The sequence below is a fragment of the Deefgea salmonis genome (genome assembly GCF_020531905.1).
In the GTDB taxonomy this organism is placed as follows: Bacteria; Pseudomonadota; Gammaproteobacteria; order Burkholderiales; family Chitinibacteraceae; genus Deefgea; species Deefgea salmonis.
In genome coordinates this window covers 319,852-340,434 of record NZ_JAJAWG010000001.1, presented here as the reverse complement: position 1 = coordinate 340,434, position 20,583 = coordinate 319,852, and the positions used below count along the sequence as shown (strand labels likewise).

General features: G+C 46.3%; 19 protein-coding genes and 1 tRNA gene. 10 read left to right on the top strand and 10 right to left on the bottom strand.

Going from position 1 to position 20,583, the window contains the following annotated elements:
* Window positions 1-60 precede the first annotated feature (60 nt).
* Window positions 61-378, bottom strand: a complete 318-nt coding sequence (locus tag LG219_RS01485; protein WP_226762781.1) for an HU family DNA-binding protein — start codon at window positions 376-378, stop codon at window positions 61-63.
* A gap of 170 nt (window positions 379-548) precedes the next feature.
* Here LG219_RS01485 and LG219_RS01480 point away from each other — a divergent pair, with 170 nt between their 5' ends.
* The 4 genes from LG219_RS01480 (at window position 549) to LG219_RS01465 (ending at window position 4,468) form a co-directional block, all read left to right on the top strand.
* Window positions 549-1,775: an MFS transporter gene (locus LG219_RS01480; protein ID WP_226762780.1), complete on the top strand. Its 1,227-nt coding sequence runs from the start codon at window positions 549-551 to the stop codon at window positions 1,773-1,775.
* Window positions 1,776-1,787: 12 nt separating this feature from the next.
* On the top strand, window positions 1,788-3,647 hold the full coding sequence (gene mnmC1, locus LG219_RS01475) for an FAD-dependent 5-carboxymethylaminomethyl-2-thiouridine(34) oxidoreductase MnmC1 (protein WP_226762779.1): 1,860 nt from the start codon (window positions 1,788-1,790) through the stop codon (window positions 3,645-3,647).
* A gap of 114 nt (window positions 3,648-3,761) precedes the next feature.
* Window positions 3,762-4,028 carry a DUF2917 domain-containing protein gene (locus LG219_RS01470; RefSeq protein ID WP_226762778.1) on the top strand — a complete coding sequence of 89 codons (267 nt, stop codon included), beginning with the start codon at window positions 3,762-3,764 and terminating at the stop codon, window positions 4,026-4,028.
* A gap of 161 nt (window positions 4,029-4,189) precedes the next feature.
* A complete protein-coding gene (locus LG219_RS01465; protein WP_226762777.1) occupies window positions 4,190-4,468 on the top strand; it encodes a hypothetical protein in 279 nt (92 codons plus the stop codon).
* Window positions 4,469-4,488: 20 nt separating this feature from the next.
* On the opposite strand, the gene LG219_RS01460 is transcribed toward LG219_RS01465, so the two are convergent.
* The 5 genes from LG219_RS01460 to pyrG all read right to left on the bottom strand — a co-directional run bounded on the left by LG219_RS01460 (window position 4,489) and on the right by pyrG (window position 10,509).
* A complete protein-coding gene (locus LG219_RS01460) occupies window positions 4,489-5,952 on the bottom strand; it encodes an aminotransferase-like domain-containing protein (RefSeq protein ID WP_226762776.1) in 1,464 nt (487 codons plus the stop codon).
* A gap of 90 nt (window positions 5,953-6,042) precedes the next feature.
* Entirely contained in the window at window positions 6,043-6,390 is a 348-nt protein-coding gene (ftsB, locus tag LG219_RS01455) for a cell division protein FtsB (protein WP_226762775.1), read from the bottom strand.
* A gap of 97 nt (window positions 6,391-6,487) precedes the next feature.
* A complete protein-coding gene (gene eno / locus LG219_RS01450) occupies window positions 6,488-7,783 on the bottom strand; it encodes a phosphopyruvate hydratase (protein ID WP_226762774.1) in 1,296 nt (431 codons plus the stop codon).
* A gap of 57 nt (window positions 7,784-7,840) precedes the next feature.
* The gene (kdsA, locus tag LG219_RS01445; RefSeq protein ID WP_226762773.1) at window positions 7,841-8,680 is read right to left on the bottom strand and encodes a 3-deoxy-8-phosphooctulonate synthase; all 840 of its coding nucleotides are present in this window, start codon (window positions 8,678-8,680) and stop codon (window positions 7,841-7,843) included.
* 173 nt (window positions 8,681-8,853) lie between these two features.
* Window positions 8,854-10,509 (bottom strand): CTP synthase, encoded by a 1,656-nt coding sequence (gene pyrG / locus LG219_RS01440; RefSeq protein ID WP_226762772.1) that lies wholly within the window; start codon window positions 10,507-10,509, stop codon window positions 8,854-8,856.
* Between the two features lie 585 nt (window positions 10,510-11,094).
* Here pyrG and phbB point away from each other — a divergent pair.
* From phbB to LG219_RS01410, 6 genes are all read left to right on the top strand, one after another.
* Window positions 11,095-11,829 (top strand): acetoacetyl-CoA reductase, encoded by a 735-nt coding sequence (gene phbB, locus LG219_RS01435; protein WP_226762771.1) that lies wholly within the window; start codon window positions 11,095-11,097, stop codon window positions 11,827-11,829.
* Window positions 11,830-12,106: 277 nt separating this feature from the next.
* Window positions 12,107-13,264: an efflux RND transporter periplasmic adaptor subunit gene (locus tag LG219_RS01430; protein WP_226762770.1), complete on the top strand. Its 1,158-nt coding sequence runs from the start codon at window positions 12,107-12,109 to the stop codon at window positions 13,262-13,264.
* An 11-nt stretch (window positions 13,265-13,275) separates the two neighbouring features.
* Window positions 13,276-16,404 (top strand): efflux RND transporter permease subunit, encoded by a 3,129-nt coding sequence (locus tag LG219_RS01425; RefSeq protein ID WP_226762769.1) that lies wholly within the window; start codon window positions 13,276-13,278, stop codon window positions 16,402-16,404.
* Window positions 16,397-17,791 (top strand): efflux transporter outer membrane subunit, encoded by a 1,395-nt coding sequence (locus tag LG219_RS01420; RefSeq protein WP_226762768.1) that lies wholly within the window; start codon window positions 16,397-16,399, stop codon window positions 17,789-17,791. Before LG219_RS01425 ends, LG219_RS01420 begins: the two co-directional genes overlap by 8 nt.
* A gap of 143 nt (window positions 17,792-17,934) precedes the next feature.
* Window positions 17,935-18,008, top strand: a tRNA-Gly gene (locus LG219_RS01415).
* An 85-nt stretch (window positions 18,009-18,093) separates the two neighbouring features.
* Window positions 18,094-18,612 carry a YgjP-like metallopeptidase domain-containing protein gene (locus LG219_RS01410; RefSeq protein ID WP_226762767.1) on the top strand — a complete coding sequence of 173 codons (519 nt, stop codon included), beginning with the start codon at window positions 18,094-18,096 and terminating at the stop codon, window positions 18,610-18,612.
* Here LG219_RS01410 and LG219_RS01405 read toward each other — a convergent pair.
* From LG219_RS01405 to rfaD, 4 genes are all read right to left on the bottom strand, one after another.
* Entirely contained in the window at window positions 18,579-18,779 is a 201-nt protein-coding gene (locus tag LG219_RS01405) for a hypothetical protein (protein WP_226762766.1), read from the bottom strand. The genes LG219_RS01410 and LG219_RS01405 overlap by 34 nt on opposite strands.
* A gap of 40 nt (window positions 18,780-18,819) precedes the next feature.
* Entirely contained in the window at window positions 18,820-18,975 is a 156-nt protein-coding gene (locus tag LG219_RS01400; protein ID WP_226762765.1) for a hypothetical protein, read from the bottom strand.
* 48 nt (window positions 18,976-19,023) lie between these two features.
* Window positions 19,024-19,449 carry a DUF4124 domain-containing protein gene (locus tag LG219_RS01395; RefSeq protein ID WP_226762764.1) on the bottom strand — a complete coding sequence of 142 codons (426 nt, stop codon included), beginning with the start codon at window positions 19,447-19,449 and terminating at the stop codon, window positions 19,024-19,026.
* A gap of 131 nt (window positions 19,450-19,580) precedes the next feature.
* Entirely contained in the window at window positions 19,581-20,582 is a 1,002-nt protein-coding gene (gene rfaD / locus LG219_RS01390; RefSeq protein ID WP_226762763.1) for an ADP-glyceromanno-heptose 6-epimerase, read from the bottom strand.
* Window position 20,583: the final 1 nt, after the last annotated feature.

Below are 20,583 nucleotides of genomic sequence, written 5' to 3'. Positions count from 1 at the left end.
CGGGCAATACTGACAAAATAAAACCGGCCATGGCCGGTTTTATTTTTTAAAAATTTTATTTTAAAGTGATTTTTCTTGCGCCTGATCTTGCTGGGCTACAGCGTCTTTAAGCGCTTTTGCTGCGGTAAATTTAAGCACCCGCTTCGCTGGAATCTGCACCGCTTCACCGGTACGCGGGTTACGCCCGACCCGTGCATCGCGCGATTTTAACGCGACTTTAGCCACGTTAGGCAAAACCACTTCGCCACCACCACTGACAGTCGCCAAAATAACCTCAGACAAAGTCTCGATTGTGGCTGCAACCGCTTTTTTTGAAACTTCAGGATGATCAATCGCTACTAAGTTATGGACAATCGCAATCAATTCAGTTTTATTCATAAAAGACCTTTTAATGGGCGCAGCGCATAGAATAGATCAGCCATTATGCCGCAGCCCAAGAAAATATGCTTTAGCTTTGCGCATAGAATTCCATTTATGCAAAATGCACTATTCACCTCGCTTTTAAATAACAATTCGAGGAAAATGCGAATGTCACACAGAGAGATGACATGAGCACAAGCAGCAACCCGCCAATTCGTAGCATCACGCTATTAACGCTTTTATTTCCACTTGCCTTAGTCTTGTTTGAATTCGCAACCTACATTTCAAACGATATGATTTTGCCGGCAATGCCCATCATCGTTAAATCATTTGCAATTGATCCAATTCATATTCCATCGGCAATGTCGATTTGCCTATTAGGCGGTGCTAGCCTGCAATGGCTACTGGGCCCACTTTCAGATCGAATTGGCCGCCGTCCAGTGATGTTGGCTGGAGTACTGCTATTTATCGCGGCCTGCATCGCGATTGTCTTTTCAGAGTCTTACAGTTGGTTCTTGTTTTGCCGCTTTTTACAAGGCACTGGCATGTGCTTTATTGGCGCAGTCGGCTATGCCGCAATCCAAGAAAGCTTCGCTGAGGCGACGGCCATTCGCGTCACCGCTTTAATGGCCAATGTGGCGCTGATTGCACCACTGATCGGCCCTTTAGCGGGTGCGCTGGTATTGCAAGTGGCCAGTTGGTATTGGATTTTTATTTTTGTTGCCATCGTCGCCAGCTTTTCAGCAATGGGCCTCTGGCGCTTTATGCCAGAAACCTCGCCCAAAATTGACTCGCCATTGCGTATTGATCGCCTGCGGCAAGACTACGCGGCAGTGCTGAGCAATCGTCGCTTCTTGGCGGGCGCAATCTCTATCGGCTGCACCTCTGCGCCTTTGTTAGCTTGGATCGCTTTAGCGCCGGTAATTTTGATGCAAGACGCACAATTACCCACCATTGCCTATGGCTACTGGCAAACACCGGTGTTTGCTGGCTTGATTTTAGGCAATCTTATTTTGGCCAAAGTTGTGACCAGCTTACCGATTTACCGCATTATCAAGTTAGGCTCCATACCGCTAATGGTCGGCCTAACGATGCTGCTGTGGTTATTTAAATCGCCAATGGATTGGCAATGGCTGATTGCGTCACTCTCTATCGCTGCCATTGGGATTGGTATTATCAATGCAGCACAATTTAGATTGGCCTTGTTTGCCAGCGACCAAAGCAAAGGCACGGTTTCTGCCATGCTGGGCATTATTATGATGGTGATTTTCTCTATCGCGATTGAGGCCGCCAAAATCGGCCATGAGCTGTGGGGTAATCGAGGATTTATCGTCGTCTGCTTAATCATGGGCACTTGTGCGATTAGCGCCAGACGCTATTTTTTACGTGGCCCGCTTGGCGAACAAGCGGATTAATTGAGTACATCAATGCAAGAAGGCGCATATTTTATTAAGGCAAGCCCTGAATGGCAATCTAAATTTCAGTCCTCGCTACACCAAGCGCAGGCGGCATTACTTCGTAATCTTGCCATTCAGACCCCGGCGAAGCGATCTATTCTCTGCCTCGATTGGGCGCAAGCTGCCGTATTCTTGGCCACGTGTCAGCACTGGATAAACACGCGCCCGACCACCGAACGACTGCACTTTTTAAGCTTGATCCCCTGCGAATTTCAAGTCGATCAGCTACAGGCCATCGCCCAGCAATACCCCGAATTTGCTGCATTGATTGATCAATTACAGGCAATCTGGCCGCGCTGGCAAACGGGATTTCATCGACTGCATTTAGCACAAGGGCAAATCAGCCTCACCCTTGTATTTGGCGATTATGCGCAGCTCAGCGAAATCAGCGGGCCAATCGATCTGATTTACCTAAATTTAGCGACACCCGCGTCGCTAACACTAATGCACTGCAAGCAATTGCGCCGTCTAGTCACCGCTCATAGCGTGCTGATCGGACAATGCAATCACCCGCCACACCGCCAGCATTTAGCGCAAGCTGGCTTTATATTGCCACCACCATCCATGGACGATTTTTGGGTGGCCACAACGCGTCAACATCGCCAATCAAGCCACGCAACACCCGTCGAGCCAGAAGCCATCATCATTGGTGCCGGCATGGCGGGCTGCGCCATGGCCAACCAGCTCGCTGCACGCGGCTGGCAAGTCAAACTGATCGACGCACAAGCGGACATTGCCAGTCAAGCTTCAGGCAATCATATTGGTCTTTGTCATCCGACATTAAGCCGCGATGATAACTTCCAAGCCCGCCTGTCACGCGCGGGCTTTGCCACGACACAACAAAAACTAATGCAACTGAGCCAGCAAGGTCTAAGGATTGATTTTGGCGTCGATGGGCACCTGCAATTGGCCAAAGATCAGGCTGCGGCAACGTTGATGCAATTGATTAGCACCGAGCAACCGCAACACCATCAGATGGTTCGCTGGCTAGATCGGCAGCAATGCCTAACCCAACTCGCGATCGACTGCGAATTTGGCGGCTGGTGGTTTCCTGAAGGAATGTGGGCTAATCCCTACAGTATTTGCAATGGGTATATTAATCAATACCCTGATTTCATTGAGCTTCAGCTCAATACCCATGTAAATCAAATTAGATTAATTGATCAATGCTGGCATCTTTACGATGCGGAGCAGCAACTGATCGCCTCGAGTAAAACATTAATTTTAGCCAACGCAACGGATGCGATTCGCCTGATTCCTGACGCCCAATTGCCGCTCACTGCGAGCTTGCGCAGCGTCTCCAAAGTGTGGCGCGACGATCTTCCCGTGAATACGTTCAGTCTATCAGGGCAAAGTTATTTAACCCCCGCATTGGCCGGTTGGCGGTGCGCTGGCGCCAGCTTGGTTGACGCGCAGCATCCACAGCAGGCTGAACAACAAAACATCGACGATTTAAGTCGGCTTATCGGTGCCCCGGTCATGACCAGTAAACCGGTTGAAACTCGGCTATGTTTTCGCCCCAACTCATCGGATCGTCTGCCTTTGGCAGGGCAAATCCCACAGCGAAACAACATCCTGCATTCCGTTGACCAGCTATTTCAAATTCCACGTCAACCCGGCTTATACGGCCTATTGGGTCTGGGCGCGCGCGGCATAACATGGCATGTTTTGATCGCCGAGATGTTGGCCTGCCAACTCAATCAAGAACCGTTAGCGATTGAGCGCAGCCTGGTCGCGGCGATCGATCCAGCACGATTTGCTGTGCGTGAGCTACGTAAAAAGGCACACGACTCAGCGAAAGAATGCAGAAAGCCCTCAAATCGAGCATAACAGTCGCAAAATCATCGCAATTGAATGCTCAACTTGCAGACAGTTTGCCTCTGAGCAGCGGAGTGAAATCGACGTATAGTGGATCTCATCCCAAACCGTTTTGAGGGCTTCATCATGCCAACCATGCCACTAAGTCGCACCCAAGTCAGCGCCTTCCAAGCCAAACACAGTTGGATACATTGCGAGGCCGGTCAGCTTTGGCTTAGCCATGATGGGCAAGATGTCGTGCTCGAACGGGGGCAAAAATATTTTGTGCATAGCGGTGATTTAATCGTGATCGAAGCGTTACAAGATTGCCGTTATCGAGTGCAGTCCAAGGCCACAGCCAGCACGAGCCAAGTCACCAACAAGGCGATGCCGACAGCCGCTCTCGTTCAGTAAGCGATAGAATTAACCGTTAATCTGCCATTCTGAACGCTTAAGAAACCTAAGATTGCCAATCAAAGATCAGCCTGCCGATAGTGAAGACAGGCTGATCGTTGCACTTCAATCGAAGCGCCGTCCGCCACGGGAGGTGGGCTATGCGCGGAAAATGGCTTCTGATGACACTGCTGTTCGGATTCACATCCGTCAGCAGTCATGCACAAATCATTGACAATATTCTCGATGTTAACCGCATTCTGGCCACAGCCTGTGGTGAGCGATCTACTGTGCTTTGGGTTGATGAAAGCCAGCAAATCGAGCCCTGTTTAATGGCCTATTCTGCGCGCTGCATCGAAGTTCAATCCAATGAAGCACAAAGCTGCCTCAATGTGATGCAAAAACATGAAGCCGCAGAAAACAAAGTCAATGACGCCTCAGTACAAATGACTGCGTACTAATACGTCAACCTAACCATGCACTAAACAGACTGATTGATATAACCTTGAGCCATCTGACCTAGCCGTTCGATGGCTTTTTCATGCTTCACTGTCCAAGGTTCGCCACAGCAAATACGCAAGCAATGCCGATAACTTCGGCTCGGCGAAAACATCACCCCCGGTGTAAAACTAATGCCTTCAGGTAATGCCTGCTGCAATAATTGCAACGTATCTACTTTTTCATTGAGCTCCAGCCATAAAACATATCCGCCTTGCGGTACATGCAAACGCGTATCGGTAGGAAAAAACCGTTGAATGGCATCGACCGCATCGTTAACCTGCTCAGCACAATGTTTACGCAAGCGTCTTAAATGATGATCATAACCACCACTTTCTAAAAAATGAGCGATCGTTCTTTGCAATACCAATGACGTTGAGTAGGTATTAATGAATTTCAGTTGCTCAATTTGTTTTTGCCAACGGCCACCAAATACCCAACCAATGCGAAAAGCAGGCGCTAGTAATTTAGTAAATGACGCAATCAGCATCACATTGCCAGTTTGGTCATAGGCTTTTGCAGGGCGTGGGCGATCGCCTTGGTAGCAAAATTCACCATAAATATCATCTTCAATTAAAGGGATATTTCTTTGCTCTAATAACTCAACCAATCTTTTTTTATTTTCATCGGGCATTAAACTGCCACAAGGATTGGAGTAATTTGGCAATAAAACACATGCCGTCACGGCCCCATTTCTTGAGGCCAATTCTAAGGCCTCAATTGAAATCCCTGTTTTTGGATGCGTCGGAATTTCCAACGCTTTTAATTTAAAACTTTCTAGAATTTGCAATAAACCAAAGTACGCCGGCGACTCAATCGCGACCACGTCACCGGGCTTGGTAACCGCACGCAGGCACAGATTTAGCCCTTCAATTGCGCCATGGGTAATCAAGACATCATCCGCTTCAATTTGCCCACCCCATGTTAAAGAGCGGCGTGCAATTTGTCGCCGTAACTGAATATCACCCAATGGCTCGCCATAATCTGCAATCATATCGGGGTCATTACGCGTCACTTGTGACAAAATGCGCTGAATTTGCTGATTTGGGAATAATTTGGGCGATAAAATGGCCAAACCAAAGTCGACTTTCAAGGTATTAATTCGCGCCAAAACGCTAGGGGTTAACAGCGGATCAATGACAACATGCGAGGGACGCTGCGGTGGTTTAGTCAGCTCGGGAGATGCGAGATGGCGAATGGCACGAACATAAAAGCCAGACTGTGGCCGCGCCTCAACCAAACCACGATCTTCTAGCTCTCGATAAGCTTCCATAATGGTTGAAAGACTTAAATGACGCTCTGAAGATAACTTTCGAATGGAAGGTAGTTTTTCACCGGCTCGCAATAAACCAGCATGAATCGCTTGTGCTAGCTCTTCGGCCAATTGAAAGTACAGTGTTTCTGATTTTTTACGCTGCGATTGATCCAGCAATGTCAGGTCATTCATCTCGGCCCCCTATGGTCAAGACACTATAGCTGAGCGCTTAGAATAAAAACAGTTTTACATTTTTTGCTGTATCAAAAATAGTGTACCGGATCAATAGGCTTTAGTTGACGACTTCGATGCGGCTGTATTGCTGATAGAGGGTTTGATTGCGCTGATATTAACGGGCGACTGATCGAGTACCTGGAAAAAGACTTCGCCCTGCCGAATCATCCCCAATTCATTACGAGCACGCTCTTCAATCGCATCAGTGCCATTTTTTAAATCCTGCACTTCGGCCTCAAGCGCTTCATTGCGCTCTTTCAGTTTGGTATTGCTTTCTCGATGCTGGCTTAACTGAGAATCCAGCTGCCAAACTCGCAACCAGCTTCCTTTGCCAACCCACAGCGGCCACTGTAAAGCAGCGATAACAATCGCAAAAAAAATTGCCAGTATGCGCATACAAACCTTCGTGACAAAATAAAACCGGAGCTAGGCTCCGGTTTTACATCTTACTACAGACGTTAATTTACGTCGAAATAATTACCAATATAAAGGCTTAACCTTTCAACTGATAAAATGCACCGATACCTGGGTACACAGCTGCATCACCCAACTCTTCTTCAATACGCAAGATTTGGTTGTATTTGGCAACACGATCAGAACGGCTTAATGAGCCGGTTTTAATTTGCATGCAGTTCGTTGCAACCGCCAAATCAGCAATCGTTGCATCTTCTGTTTCGCCTGAACGATGGCTCATAACTGAGGTGTAGCCATGACGTTTCGCCAAATCAACTGCAGCCAAGGTCTCAGTCAAAGAACCGATTTGGTTTACTTTAATCAAGATTGAATTGCAAATGCCGCGCTTGATGCCTTCTGCCAAAATTTTGGTATTGGTAACAAAAAGATCATCACCAACCAATTGAACGCGTTGGCCCAAACGATCCGTCAATACTTTCCAGCCGTCCCAATCGCGCTCGCCCATACCATCTTCGATCGAAATGATTGGGTATTTGTTAACGAGGCTTTCAAGGTAGTCAACCATTTCCACCGAAGTGAAAGTGCGATTGCCTGATTTTTTGAATACATAATTGCCAGTGGCTTTATCAAAGTATTCAGAAGCAGCGCAATCCAAAGCGATACGGAAATCAGTACCAGCTTTGTAACCTGCTTTTTCAATCGCTGCCATCAACATGTCTAGCGCTTCTTCAGGGCCTGCAACGTCAGGTGCAAAACCACCTTCGTCACCGACTTGAGTTGGCATGCCTTTGTCGTGCAAGATTTTTTTCAAGTTATGGAAAACTTCTGCACCGTAACGCATTGCCTCACGGAATGTTGGCGCGCCAACAGGAACAATCATCAATTCTTGGAAATCCAAGCTGTTTGATGCGTGCTCACCACCGTTAATCACGTTCATCATTGGTACTGGCAAAGCCATCGGGCCTGAACCACCGATGTAACGATACAACGGCAAACCGGCTTCTTCTGCTGCGGCTTTTGCAACTGCCATAGAAACGGCCAAGATTGCATTTGCACCTAAATTACGCTTGTCTTCAGTGCCGTCCAAATCGATCATGGTTTTGTCGATAAAGGCTTGATCTGCAGCATCAAGGCCGATGATGGCTTCGCAGATTTCAGTATTGATGTTTTCAACAGCTTTCAATACGCCTTTACCTAAGTAACGTGCTTTATCGCCATCGCGTAACTCAAGCGCTTCACGCTCCCCCGTTGACGCACCAGACGGCACTGCGGCACGGCCCATTACACCTGATTCTAGAAGTACATCGGCTTCTACGGTTGGATTGCCACGTGAATCTAAGATTTCACGTGCGATCACTTCAACGATTGCGCTCATCGGTTCTATACCCCTTAAAACGGTTGAATTAATACTGCGAAAAAATTACACAACATTTTACAATGTATGCTCAATAAAGGAGTGTGCCTTAACTGCACGGTCAATGTCTTTGAGGACGATCAGCAATTCCTTCATTCTCGCGATTGGCATGACATTCGGACCATCGGACATGGCTTTACATGGGTCAGGATGCGTTTCCATAAAGACACCGGCCACACCAGAGGCGATTGCCGCGCGGGCCAATACCGGAACAAATTCACGTTGACCGCCAGATTTATCACCCAAACCACCGGGTTGCTGCACCGAATGGGTGGCATCAAACACCACTGGGCATTGCGTATCGCGCATAATGGCTAGGCCGCGCATATCACTCACCAAGGTGTTATAGCCAAAAGAAGTGCCGCGATCACAAACCATAATATTGTCGAGGCCGCCATTGGCTTCTTTGGCTTTTTCGACCACGTTTTTCATATCCCAAGGGGCCATAAACTGCCCCTTTTTGATATTTACTGGTTTGCCAGTGGCGCACACCGCATGAATAAAGTCAGTTTGGCGCGCTAAAAAAGCAGGCGTTTGCAATACATCCACTACTTGCGCCGCAATGGCAGCTTCAGCTTCGGTATGAATATCAGTCAGAACAGGCACGCCTAGCTGACGCTTCACTTCCGAAAGAATTCGCAAACCTTCTTCAATCCCCAAACCCCGAAACGATTTACCAGATGAACGATTGGCTTTGTCGAAGCTAGATTTATAGATAAATGGGATGTTTAACTCAGTAGTGAGTTCTTTTAAATAACCGGCAGTATCGATTGCAAGTTGTTCACTTTCAATCACACAAGGACCGGCAATGAGAAAAAAAGGATGCTCAATACCCACATCAAAGCCACATAACTTCACGCCAACCTCCTCGGGTATACCGCTCTAAATATGATTTAATATAGGCTAGCAGCCAATACCCATTAGAGCAATACACAAATACACATCAAATATTTGGAAGCACCTCGACCCATTCACAATCAATCGAGGCCTTCCAAACGACAACACGAGCAGCATTACAAATACTTATTTGCTTATTTGCAGCTCAAGCCTTCACGTCCATTTTCTTTGGCATAGGCAATTGCCGCTTGCACATAAGAAATAAACAGTGGGTGACCATCACGCGGCGTCGAAGTAAATTCTGGGTGGAACTGGCAAGCAAAGAACCAACGGTGATTTGGCAGTTCGATGGTTTCAACCAAGGCTTCAGCCCCCATTGACTTACCACTGATTTTTAAGCCAGCCGCTTCCAAACGCGCCAAATAGTAATTATTGACTTCGTAACGATGACGGTGACGTTCAATCGCTGAAGATCCGCCATAAATTCTTGCCGCCAAAGTACCCTCTTCAAGACGGCATTCTTGCGAGCCCAGTCGCATCGTGCCACCCATGTCCGAGTTTTCATCACGCTTTTCTACTTGGCCATCATGATTAACCCACTCATCAATTAAAGCCACCACGGGGTATTGCGTTGCCAAATCAAACTCAGTGGAATTGGCACCCGCCATGCCTGCTACATCGCGAGCATATTCAATCAGCGCAATTTGCATCCCCAAACAAATCCCCATATATGGGATATTGTTTTCGCGCGCAAAACGAACGGCAACAATTTTGCCTTCTACACCACGCTTGCCAAAGCCACCAGGCACCAAAATGGCATCCATGTCACGCAAGCACTCAGCGCCTTCTGTTTCTAGCGATTCAGAATCTACAAAGTGGATTTTGACTTCTGAGTGGGTATGCAAACCAGCATGCCGTAATGCTTCGATCAGCGACTTATACGACTCGGTTAAATCAACATACTTACCAACCATGGCGATATTAACGGTCTGCTGTGGGCTTTGAACTGCAGCGACAATCTTATCCCAAACTGACAAATCAGCGGCAGGCAACTGCAGATTGAATTGCTTGCAGATGATTTCATCAATACCTTGCTCAGACAAAACACGCGGTATTTTGTAAATAGAATCCACATCAGGACAAGAAATAACCGCTTTTTCTTGAACGTTCGTAAACAAAGCAATTTTACGGCGCTCTTCGTCTGGCACCATCCGGTCAGCACGGCAAATTAACACATCCGGCATAATGCCGATTTCGCGCAATTCTTTAACACTATGTTGGGTTGGCTTGGTTTTGATTTCACCCGCAGCGGCGATATAAGGTACGTAAGACAAATGTACGAAACAGGTATTGTCTTTACCCAGCAAAACGCCCATCTGACGAATCGCCTCAAGAAATGGCAGCGACTCAATGTCGCCGACCGTTCCACCCACTTCAATCACCGCGATTTCAGCACCTTCTGCGCCTAGGCTAATAAAATGGCGAATTTCATCGGTAATATGTGGAATAACTTGGACGGTTTTACCAAGGTATTCACCGCGACGCTCTTTTTTAATCACCGAGTCATAAATTTGACCCGTGGTAAAATTATTGCGCTTTTTCATTTTAGCGGTAATAAAACGCTCGTAGTGACCCAAGTCTAAGTCAGTTTCTGCGCCGTCTTCGGTAACAAAGACTTCGCCATGCTGCATTGGGCTCATCGTGCCAGGATCCACATTGATATATGGATCAAGCTTCATCATGGTGACATTAAGACCGCGTGATTCTAAAATCGACGCGAGAGATGCGGCGGCGATGCCCTTACCTAAGGAAGAAACAACGCCACCGGTTACGAATATGTACTTGGTCATGTTGGTGCGCACAAGTTTGAATCCCCTATTCTACCTGAACAACAGCGCCCCCTCAATTCTGGACAAGAACAAAAAAACCTGAACGCGACTATTTTTGCTATTTAAAAGCTTGGTCAAAGCCGACCAAGCACGTAAAAAACAGAGCAAAAATGCGCTTTAATGGGCCTACAGGGCACTTCAACGGACGCAATAAAAAAATCTTCGCAGCCATCGCTTAAAACCCCTACTACAAGCAGTGTAATTTCAAAAGCATAAATCCATCGTCTTTACACCATCATTTCACCACACACAGCCCTAACTTTTTTATCATGCCCCCATTGAGCACCGGTAAATCAACCCACCAACAGCATGACGACGGCACAGCACATCAGCCTACTCTCGCCGCAGCCTAAAAAAAGACACTGCAATCGACCGTGTTCGCTTTGCCAGACGGGCGCTGTCTCAAAATTGTCATTATTTCAAATGAGTACCAGCTTTTGCTTACGAATAATTAACATTACATGATAACCTTTGAAAGGTGGCAAGCAAAACAATGACCACCCACACAAGAATCCAAGCACATCACTCTCTAGGAAATATTTGCGTATGACAAAGGTTGCACTAGTAACAGGCGGTATGGGTGGCATTGGCACGGCAATTTGTCGAAAACTCGCCGATGACGGCTTTCATGTGGTAACGACCTATTCAAAACCAGGCAAAGAAGCAAGTTGGCTATCGGACAATCAGGCTGCTGGCTATCATTTTCACGCCTATGAGTGCGACGTCACTGATTATGCGGCATGCACCGCCCTGGCAGAAAAAATCACCCATGAATTGGGCCAAGTCGACGTTCTAGTGAATAATGCGGGCATTACACGGGATGCCTCTTTTAAAAAACTAAGTAAAACGGACTGGGACATGGTAATCGGCACCAATCTCAACTCTGTATTTAATATTTCCAAACAGTTTGTTGACGGCATGGCCGATCGTGGCTGGGGACGTGTCATCAATATCTCATCAATTAATGGCCAAAAAGGTCAGTTTGGACAAACCAATTACTCGGCAGCTAAAGCGGGGATGCACGGTTTTAGCATGGCACTAGCACAAGAAGTGGCAAAAAAAGGCGTCACCGTCAACACCGTCTCACCCGGTTACATTGCCACTGAAATGGTGATGGCCGTGCCGGAGGATGTTCGAAACAAAATTATCGCCAATATTCCTGTTTGCCGCCTGGGTCTTCCTGAAGAAATTGCCGGTTTAATTAGCTACCTAGCATCTGATCTTGCTGGATTTATGACCGGCGCCAACCTTGCAATCAATGGCGGGCAGCACACCTGTTAAATATCATATTTATGATTGATTTTTTCGATTTCAAACCGGTCATTGCATGACCGGTTTTTTGTTTATTTATTGCGCACATTTCTAAACGCAAAGGTGTCGGCGATATAGGTGAGGCATCCGCAATTGTGTACAATTACAAAATTTTAAGGGCTCATCAGCTTCACCTAAGCTGTTAAACTACGCGACATTTTGCGCAAGTTGATCTCTTCATACAATCAAATAGATGCAATATTTCTTTTAATCCCCAGACAATTTAAATTCATTTGGAGTGCTTTGCATGCACCACACCACGACGACATTTCGAAGAATATCGGTCAGCCTACTCATCGTTTCGGCATTAGCGGCGTGCGACAAAGCGCCAGAAAAAAAAGAACGCCCACCCGCCCCAGTTTCTGTCATTGAAGCAAAGCCATCTAATGTCCCATTGACTTCAGAGATGGTAGGAGAAACGGCAGGCTATCGCGATGTGGATGTGCGCGCGCGCGTGAATGGCATTTTATTAAAAAGAACGTATGTTGAAGGACAAATTGTTCAAGCTGGCCAAGTTTTGTTTGAAATTGACCCAGAACCTTACAAAGCAGAGTTAGACCAAGCCAAAGGTATCTTATCGCAAGAAGTTGCTAAACTTGAAAAGGCACGCGCAGACCGTGACCGCATTGTCCCTCTGTTTAAAGAAAACGCAGTGAGCCGCAAAGACTTTGACGATGCTAATGCCGCCTACAATACTGCCGTAGCCAGCAATAGCGCCGCGCAAGCTCGTGTTAGACAAGCCGAGCTTAATCTAGGCTACACCAAAGTTACCGCACCAATTTCAGGAACAACCAGCAAATTGGTTCAATCGGAAGGTAGCTTAATTACCGCCACAGGCGATTCAGGCAAGCTCACGACCATTTCGCAGCTTGATCCGCTGTATGTCAATTTTTCGTACTCCGAGCAAGACAAACAAGAACTTAGCGCAGCCCAACACAGCGGCTCGGTTGACCTAAAACCCGGCAAAGAAGTCTTTGCAAAATTAAAGCTCGCTGATGGCAGCCAATATAGCCAAGTCGGCAAAATCAACTTTTCCGACAATCGAGTTGACCCTAAAACCGGCACAATTCGCGCCCGCGCTATTTTTAGCAACCCTAAAGGCGAGCTACTGCCTGGTCAATTCGTTCGCGTAACACTCGACCTTGGGACGCGTAAAAATGCAATTTTGGTGCCAGAACGCGCCGTAATGCAGTCTCAAGCTGACCACATCGTAATGACCGTGGATAAAGACAATAAAGTCGTGCCTAAACCGGTCACACTGGGCTCTATCTACCAAGGTCAAGTGGTCATCAAAACGGGTTTAAATCCTGGCGACAAAGTGATTGTCGAAGGTCACATGAAAGCGCCTCCTGGCTCTATTGTGAAGCCTATTGCTGCTAGTTCACCTGCTACGATCAGCAAATAATCGGAGTCCGCATGTTTTCTAAATTTTTTATTGAACGCCCCATTTTTGCCAGCGTGATATCGATCATCATCGTGATCCTTGGCCTTGCTGGGATGAAATCGTTACCGATTGAGCAATACCCTGGTATTACACCACCAGTTGTTTCAGTGACTGCGTTTTTCCCGGGCGCGACGCCTGAGGTCATTGCACAAACAGTCGCAGCACCACTGGAGCAACAAATCAATGGTGTAGAAAAAATGCTTTATGTGCAGTCTGGCTCCGCCTCAAACGGCCAGATGAATATGAACGTTTACTTCGCGATTGGTACTGATCCTGACCAAGCCACCATTAACGTGAACAATCGCGTTTCTGCTGCCATGGCGCAATTACCTGAAGAGGTAAAGCGCCAAGGTGTGACGGTGAAAAAAAAATCAACGTCGATCTTGAACGTCATTGCAATCAACTCACCGAACGGTCGATACGATACAACGTATTTATCGAATTACGCGCTACTCAATATTGTTGATGAGTTAAAACGTATCCCTGGCGTTGGCGATTTAACCATGTTTGGCGGCACCGATTATGCAATGCGTGTCTGGTTGCGTCCCGATCGTTTAGCCCAGCTCAGCTTAACGCCAAACGATGTAATCGGCGCGATCCGAGAACAAAACGCGCAATTTTCAGCCGGTAAAATTGGTGCACAACCAACCACAGAAGCCATTGACTTTACTTATACTGTCAACGCGCAAGGTCGGCTTAAATCAGTCGAAGAGTTCAACAACATCATTGTTCGCTCAACAGCAGATGGTGCAACAATACGACTGAAAGACGTTGCTCGGGTTGAAATCGGCGGCAAAGATTACGATCTAAAAGCCCGCATTAATGGTAAAGCCGCAGTTGCAATGGGGATTTACCTACAACCGGGCGCCAATGCAATTGGGGTTGCTGATGCCATCACCAAGAAAATGGATGAGATTAAAAAACGTTTCCCCGAAGGCATTGAATACTCAATCCCATACGACACCACAACATTCGTCAAAATCTCGATTGAAGAAGTTGTCCATACGCTAGCTGAAGCCATCGTATTGGTGTTTTTGGTGGTGTATCTATTTTTACAAAACTTTAGAGCAACACTCATTCCGTGTATTGCCGTGCCAATCTCATTGATTGGTACTTTTGCCGGGATGCTAGCTTTTGGTTTCTCGATCAACTTATTGACGCTCTTTGGTTTGGTGCTAGCCATTGGTATTGTGGTTGACGATGCGATTGTGGTACTGGAAAACGTCGAACGGATCATGAGCGAAACCAAGTGCTCAGCCAAAGAAGCCTCAATCAAAGCCATGGAAGAAGTATCTGGCCCCGTTGTGGCGATTGTTTTGGTGTTGTGTGCCGTATTCTTACCGGTCGCCTTTATGGGTGGTATGACGGGCGTGATGTATCAGCAGTTTGCCGTCACCATTGCGATTTCAGTCGTGATCTCCGGCATCGTGGCCCTTACACTCACGCCAGCACTGTGCGCGATCATGCTCAAAAATACGCACCACGAGCCGAATCGATTCTTTAAAGCCTTTAATCGACACTTCGACCAAGTCACCAATGGGTATGTTAGCGGTGTGTCATTTCTAAATCGCCGAGTTGGCATTGCCTTTTTAATCTTCGCTGGCATTTTGGTTTCAATGTTTGTTTTACTCAAACACGTGCCAAGTTCTTTAGTACCCGATGAAGACCAAGGCTATTTGCTTAGCGCGGTGATGCTGCCTGATGCCGCCTCACTCAATCGCACCGAAGCCACCAGCGCCAGCTTTGACAAAATGCTGATGAGCAATAAAAACGTCGAGAATGTCGTTTCATTTGCTGGTTTCGACCTGCTCTCTGGTGCCGTCATTAGCAGCGGTGGTGTTTCTTTCGTTACCCTCAAAGACTGGTCGCAACGACAAGGCAAAGGCGATAGCTCATTTGATCTAGCCAACACCTTCCAAGGTATGGCGTATATGGGCATTAAAGACGGCTTTGCAGCCACCTTTAATCCCCCTCCAATTAGCGGCATGTCAACGACTGGCGGTATTGAGGGTTACTATCAAAATCGTGGTACTGGTGACATTGCCACCTTCTCGGCTGCAGTGAATGAATTTGTGGCGCAAGCTAAAAAACGCCCCGAATTTGCGAGTGTTTCAACCACATTCCGTGCCAATGTACCGCAAATTTATCTTGATCTTGATCGAGAAAAAGCCAAAGCACTTGGCGTAAACGTCAACCAAGTTTTTGATGCGATGTCGGCCACTTTTGGTCAGGTTTATGTCAATGACTTTAACCAGTTTGGCCGTACTTACCGCGTTCAATTGCAATCAGAGGCCGATTTCCGTGCTCGCCCAGACGACATTCGTAACGTCTATGTGCGTTCGGACAAAGGCACAATGATCCCGCTAACGAGTTTGGTTCACGTTAAAACATCAATGGGTCCTGAATTGGTTGAACGCTTTAATGTATTCCAAGCGGCAAAAATCATGGCAACACCAGCGCAAGGTGTGAGCTCTGGCCAAGCGATTAAAGCGCTAGAAGAAGTGGAAGCTGAAATGGGCACCACGGACTACAAACTAGAATGGACCGGCTCGGCCTATCAAGAGCAAGCATCAAGTGGCACTGCAGCCACAGCCTTCTTAATGGGTATTTTGATGGTGTTCTTGATTCTAGCTGCGCAATACGAACGTTGGAGCTTGCCATTTGCGGTCATTACCGCCGTGCCATTTGCTTTGTTTGGTGCTCTGTTGGCGGTCTATCTAACCGGTCAAACCAATAACGTCTACTTCCAAGTGGGCTTAATCACCTTGGTGGGTTTGGCGGCGAAAAATGCGATCCTGATCGTTGAATTTGCCATCATGAAATACGAAGAAGGTGAAACGCTACTCAATGCGGCACTAGAGGCAGCTCGTCTGCGATTTAGGCCGATTGTGATGACCTCACTGGCCTTTATCTTAGGTTGCGTACCACTGGTAACATCCAGCGGTGCAGGTTCAGGCAGTCGTTTTGCATTGGGTGTACCGGTGATTGGTGGTATGTTAGCGGCCACATTTATTGCCATTTTCTTTATCCCACTCTTTTTCCGTCTCATCATGCAAATGACCGAGAAAAAATCAAAACCAGAAGGAGAGAATCATGCTTAAAACCATTCTTTCCCTCAGCGTCGCCCTCGCCTTTACCGGCTGCGCGTTCACGCCAGACAATGTACTACCAAAAACTGAGCTACCTACCGCAATGGAAGCCAAGGTGACCGTAGAAAAAAACTGGTGGACTCAATTTAATGATCCAGTTTTAAATCAATTGGTCACGACAGCGCTAGAAAATAGCCAAAACTTGGCTTTAGTCACCGCTAAAGTTGATGAAGCCCGGGCTCGGCTCGGGATTGCAGATTCAGCCAAATTGCCACGAATCGACCTGAGTGGTCGCGGCGCACGGTCACAAGCATCGCAAAACAGCAGCACCCTTGATTTGCCACCTAGCAACAACTTCCAGCTTGCAGGCCAAGCCTCTTGGGAAATTGACTTCTGGGGACGGGTACGAAACACCGCCACTGCAGCGCAACAAGACCTGATGGCGTTTGAGTACAATCGTGATGCCGCTATCTTGGCGCTCACCACCGAAGTGACGCAAAACTACTTCAATCTGCGCGCATTAGATGCTCAGCTAGAAATCACTAAGCACACGGTACAGTCACGCTTTGAAGCGTATGACTTGCAACAAAAACGCTATCGTGGCGGCGTCACATCAGAGTTAGATGTGAAACAAGCAGAAGTTGAGCTCGCCAATGCGCGAAGTAACTTGCCTGACTTTAAAGAGGCCATCGCTCGACTAGAAAGCGCACTCAGCGTCTTGGTCGGGCAGTCCCCTCGCGCCATGATGGATCAAGGCATTGAACGTGGCAAATCAATCTCTGAACTGCAAATTGATAATGAGATTCCAGATCAATTGAGTTCAGAGTTATTATTGCAACGCCCAGACATCGCCCAAGCAGAAGCTAATTTGTTAGCGACACGCGCCCGAGTACAAGTGGCACGTGCAGCTTACTTCCCACGTATCTCGCTCACGGGCTTGCTTGGCGTACAAAGTAACAGCCTAGACACCTTATTTAATCAAGGTACTCGAGGCTGGTCTTTTGCGGGTGATTTAGCCATGCCACTATTTAATGGCGGCCTAACCGCAGCGCAAATTGATCAAGCGAAAGCACAAGAAAAACAAGCCGTAGCGCAATATCAATTGGCGATTCAAACTGCATTTGCTGAAACCCGATCTAGCTTAATTGTGAATCAAACAGTACAAGCTAAAACAGGTTTTGAACAAACTCAGGTCAGCGCATTAAAACAGCAGCTTAAATTAGCCACATTGCGATACGACAATGGTTATTCAAGCTATCTGGAAGTCCTTGATGCGCAACGTAGTTTATTCAACACGCAATTGAATTTGGTGAAGGCACAACGCAATCAAATCAATGCCCGAGTTGAGCTGTATAAAGCGCTTGGTGGTGGCTGGTCAAAAACACAAGCAGCGAAGTAATTAGAAAACCAGTAAAAGCCAATCGCAATGATTGGCTTTTACTGCAAATAAATATGACTCGTTTCCACGCCTTTCTTTATGAATAAAAATACTGAAATTCATTCACATTTGAAATGCAGTTTCTGATATAATTAAACAATTCTGCGGGCGTCGTATAATGGTAATACCCTAGCTTCCCAAGCTAGAGCCGTGAGTTCGATTCTCATCGCCCGCTCCATATGTAATAAAAAAGCCAAAGCGCATTTGCACTTTGGCTTTTTTATTACATTTCAAAATCACGACAGCGTCGTGCGAAGTCGACAATGAAACCCTTAAAATATCTAACTGCATATCCTGAGCATATTCAGCAACGCGTCATTACCCTGATTGCTGAGCAACAACTCGGCACACTACTCGCTCAGCGTTATCCGCATCGGCATTCCATTCAAACTGATAAAATGCTGTATGACTATACACTTTCAATTAAAAATGAATATTTAAAAAATGCGCCTGCCATTTCGAAAGTCATTTTCGATAGCAAAATCAAAGACATTCAACATGCACTGGGCACGCACACACAAATCTCTCGCATTCAGGGAAATAAACTCAAAGCCAAGCATGAAATTCGCATTGCAAATCTATTTAAAAATACACCGCCAGAATTTTTAAAAATGATTACAACGCATGAGTTGGCACATCTTAAAATCAAAGAACATAACAAAGCCTTTTATCAGCTATGCCAACATATTGAGCCACAATATATGCAGCTTGAATTTGATTTGCGCCTTTACCTTACGCACCTAGAGCATCAAGCATCACTCGCAGACCCCATCGACGCCTGAATAAATTCATCCATAGAAATACCTGCGGCGGCCAACTGCGCTTGTAAAGATTCCATTAACTCACGCTTCTTTCTTTGGCGAGCAATGCGCTGACTATTCGAGCGCTCTTGTTCTTGCTTCAGAATATGCCAAGTCTCAGTGTTGAATAAATCTGCTGCTGAATTCAATTTTTAAATCCACTCCTGTACTTTAAAAATAGCGGTTAAATTAATAACCACGTTTTTGTTTACGGCGCTTAGCCTTGCTATTGGGCACATTGAGCTCAACCGATTTTGGCAAGCTATCAGCAAGAAGCTGAGCTTCGCTGTCTTTTAATTTAGACTTTTTTGAAAAAAGATGGGTAATACTTTTAATTAAATTCATTTTAAACTCAAAAATAAAACAACAATCATAAAAACACACCAGTTGGCATTAGCGACAGTTCTTTTCAATAAAAACTGTTTTTTCGGCGATCTCTTGCTCTTTTTGTTTGTAAGGCAAGTATTCCATATCCCCATTTTGGTTACTCACTTGCTTAAATAGCTTGGCCCCTTTCAAAAAAGCCAATCGCTTTTCTGCTGCAGCGCAAGCCTGCTCGTCTTTTGCCGGCTTAGTCGTAACGGGCGATGGCAAAACCGCTGATGCCGACGCTTTGATCGCTACGGCAGATGCAGGGACCGGCTTAACCACTTCAGTAATCACAATCGTCTCTTTAAACCCCAATGGCTGGACCTTGGCTTTCGATGCCGGTGGCGGCTGATCCGAATAAACCACCTTACCTGAATCATCCTTCCATTTATAAACTTCAGCCTGAGCCCCAAGACTTAAAACGCACAATAACAGCACCACACCACGCATTATTTAACCTCAACTCATTATGACGCGATCAAAGCGACAAAGGACTCAAACCACCCATTACATTGGGCCAAACCTGCACAATTAAAACCTAGCGCACACATTATGTGCGTTTTATTCGCCTAACAAACAATTTAAGTCCGCAACAATGCTTGTATATAGCGACGCACACCTTCTTGCACGGTTAAAAATTTCTCAGCATAGCCAGCTTCACGCAGCAAGGTTAAATCTGCCTCAGTAAAACACTGATATTTCCCTTTTAATGCATCAGGAAATTCGGTGTACTCCAAGATGCTCTGCGCCAACAATTCTTCCAAACTCAGCACAGGCAAGCCAGCAAGCTCACGGCAAGTATTGACCGCCGTAATCGCGATATCATTAAATGGCTGTGAATGCCCGGTGCCGACATTGTAAATGCCGCACACTTCTGGATTATCTAAAAACCAGAGGTTCACTTTAACCACATCTTCAACAGAAACAAAATCACGGGTATGCCCGCCAGCAGGATAACCGCCGTACTCACCAAATAACTTCACCTTTCCAGTTGCCTGATACTGATTAAAATGATGAAAAGCCACGGAGGCCATTCTTTCTTTATGCCATTCTCGTGAACCATACACATTAAAATAACGGAAACCGGCAACTTGCGCGGTTATTTCACCATTGGCAATACGCTCACGCAATACTTGATCAAACAGCAATTTTGAATAGCCATAAACATTGAGTGGACTTTCACAGTCAGGCGTTTCAATAAAACCATTATCCCCATTGCCATAAGTTGCAGCAGATGAAGCATAAAGAAATTGCACTTGCTCTGATTGGCACCAGTCAAACAATGCCAAAGTATATTGATAGTTATTATCCATCATATACTTTCCGTTATGTTCCATTGTGTCCGAACATGCACCTTGATGAATAATGGCACTAATGGCACCATCAAAAGCGCCTGCGGCCAATTCTTCGATAAAGTCATTTTTATCTAAATAATGGGCAATTTTTAAATCAACTAAGTTTTTAAATTTATCGCCACGCGTTAAATTATCAACGGCAATAATATCGAATTCACCACGCTCATTGAGCGCTTTAATAATATTCGAACCAATAAAGCCTGCAGCACCCGTCACAACAATACTCATT

Coding starts and splice junctions, on each gene's coding strand:
- LG219_RS01485 (WP_226762781.1), bottom strand. CDS start 378: ATGAATAAAACTGAATTGATTGCGATTGTCCATAACTTAGTAGCGATT.
- LG219_RS01480 (WP_226762780.1), top strand. CDS start 549: ATGAGCACAAGCAGCAACCCGCCAATTCGTAGCATCACGCTATTAACG.
- mnmC1 (WP_226762779.1), top strand. CDS start 1,788: ATGCAAGAAGGCGCATATTTTATTAAGGCAAGCCCTGAATGGCAATCT.
- LG219_RS01470 (WP_226762778.1), top strand. CDS start 3,762: ATGCCAACCATGCCACTAAGTCGCACCCAAGTCAGCGCCTTCCAAGCC.
- LG219_RS01465 (WP_226762777.1), top strand. CDS start 4,190: ATGACACTGCTGTTCGGATTCACATCCGTCAGCAGTCATGCACAAATC.
- LG219_RS01460 (WP_226762776.1), bottom strand. CDS start 5,952: ATGAATGACCTGACATTGCTGGATCAATCGCAGCGTAAAAAATCAGAA.
- ftsB (WP_226762775.1), bottom strand. CDS start 6,390: ATGCGCATACTGGCAATTTTTTTTGCGATTGTTATCGCTGCTTTACAG.
- eno (WP_226762774.1), bottom strand. CDS start 7,783: ATGAGCGCAATCGTTGAAGTGATCGCACGTGAAATCTTAGATTCACGT.
- pyrG (WP_226762772.1), bottom strand. CDS start 10,509: ATGACCAAGTACATATTCGTAACCGGTGGCGTTGTTTCTTCCTTAGGT.
- phbB (WP_226762771.1), top strand. CDS start 11,095: ATGACAAAGGTTGCACTAGTAACAGGCGGTATGGGTGGCATTGGCACG.
- LG219_RS01430 (WP_226762770.1), top strand. CDS start 12,107: ATGCACCACACCACGACGACATTTCGAAGAATATCGGTCAGCCTACTC.
- LG219_RS01425 (WP_226762769.1), top strand. CDS start 13,276: ATGTTTTCTAAATTTTTTATTGAACGCCCCATTTTTGCCAGCGTGATA.
- LG219_RS01420 (WP_226762768.1), top strand. CDS start 16,397: ATGCTTAAAACCATTCTTTCCCTCAGCGTCGCCCTCGCCTTTACCGGC.
- LG219_RS01410 (WP_226762767.1), top strand. CDS start 18,094: ATGAAACCCTTAAAATATCTAACTGCATATCCTGAGCATATTCAGCAA.
- LG219_RS01400 (WP_226762765.1), bottom strand. CDS start 18,975: ATGAATTTAATTAAAAGTATTACCCATCTTTTTTCAAAAAAGTCTAAA.
- LG219_RS01395 (WP_226762764.1), bottom strand. CDS start 19,449: ATGCGTGGTGTGGTGCTGTTATTGTGCGTTTTAAGTCTTGGGGCTCAG.
- rfaD (WP_226762763.1), bottom strand. CDS start 20,582: ATGAGTATTGTTGTGACGGGTGCTGCAGGCTTTATTGGTTCGAATATT.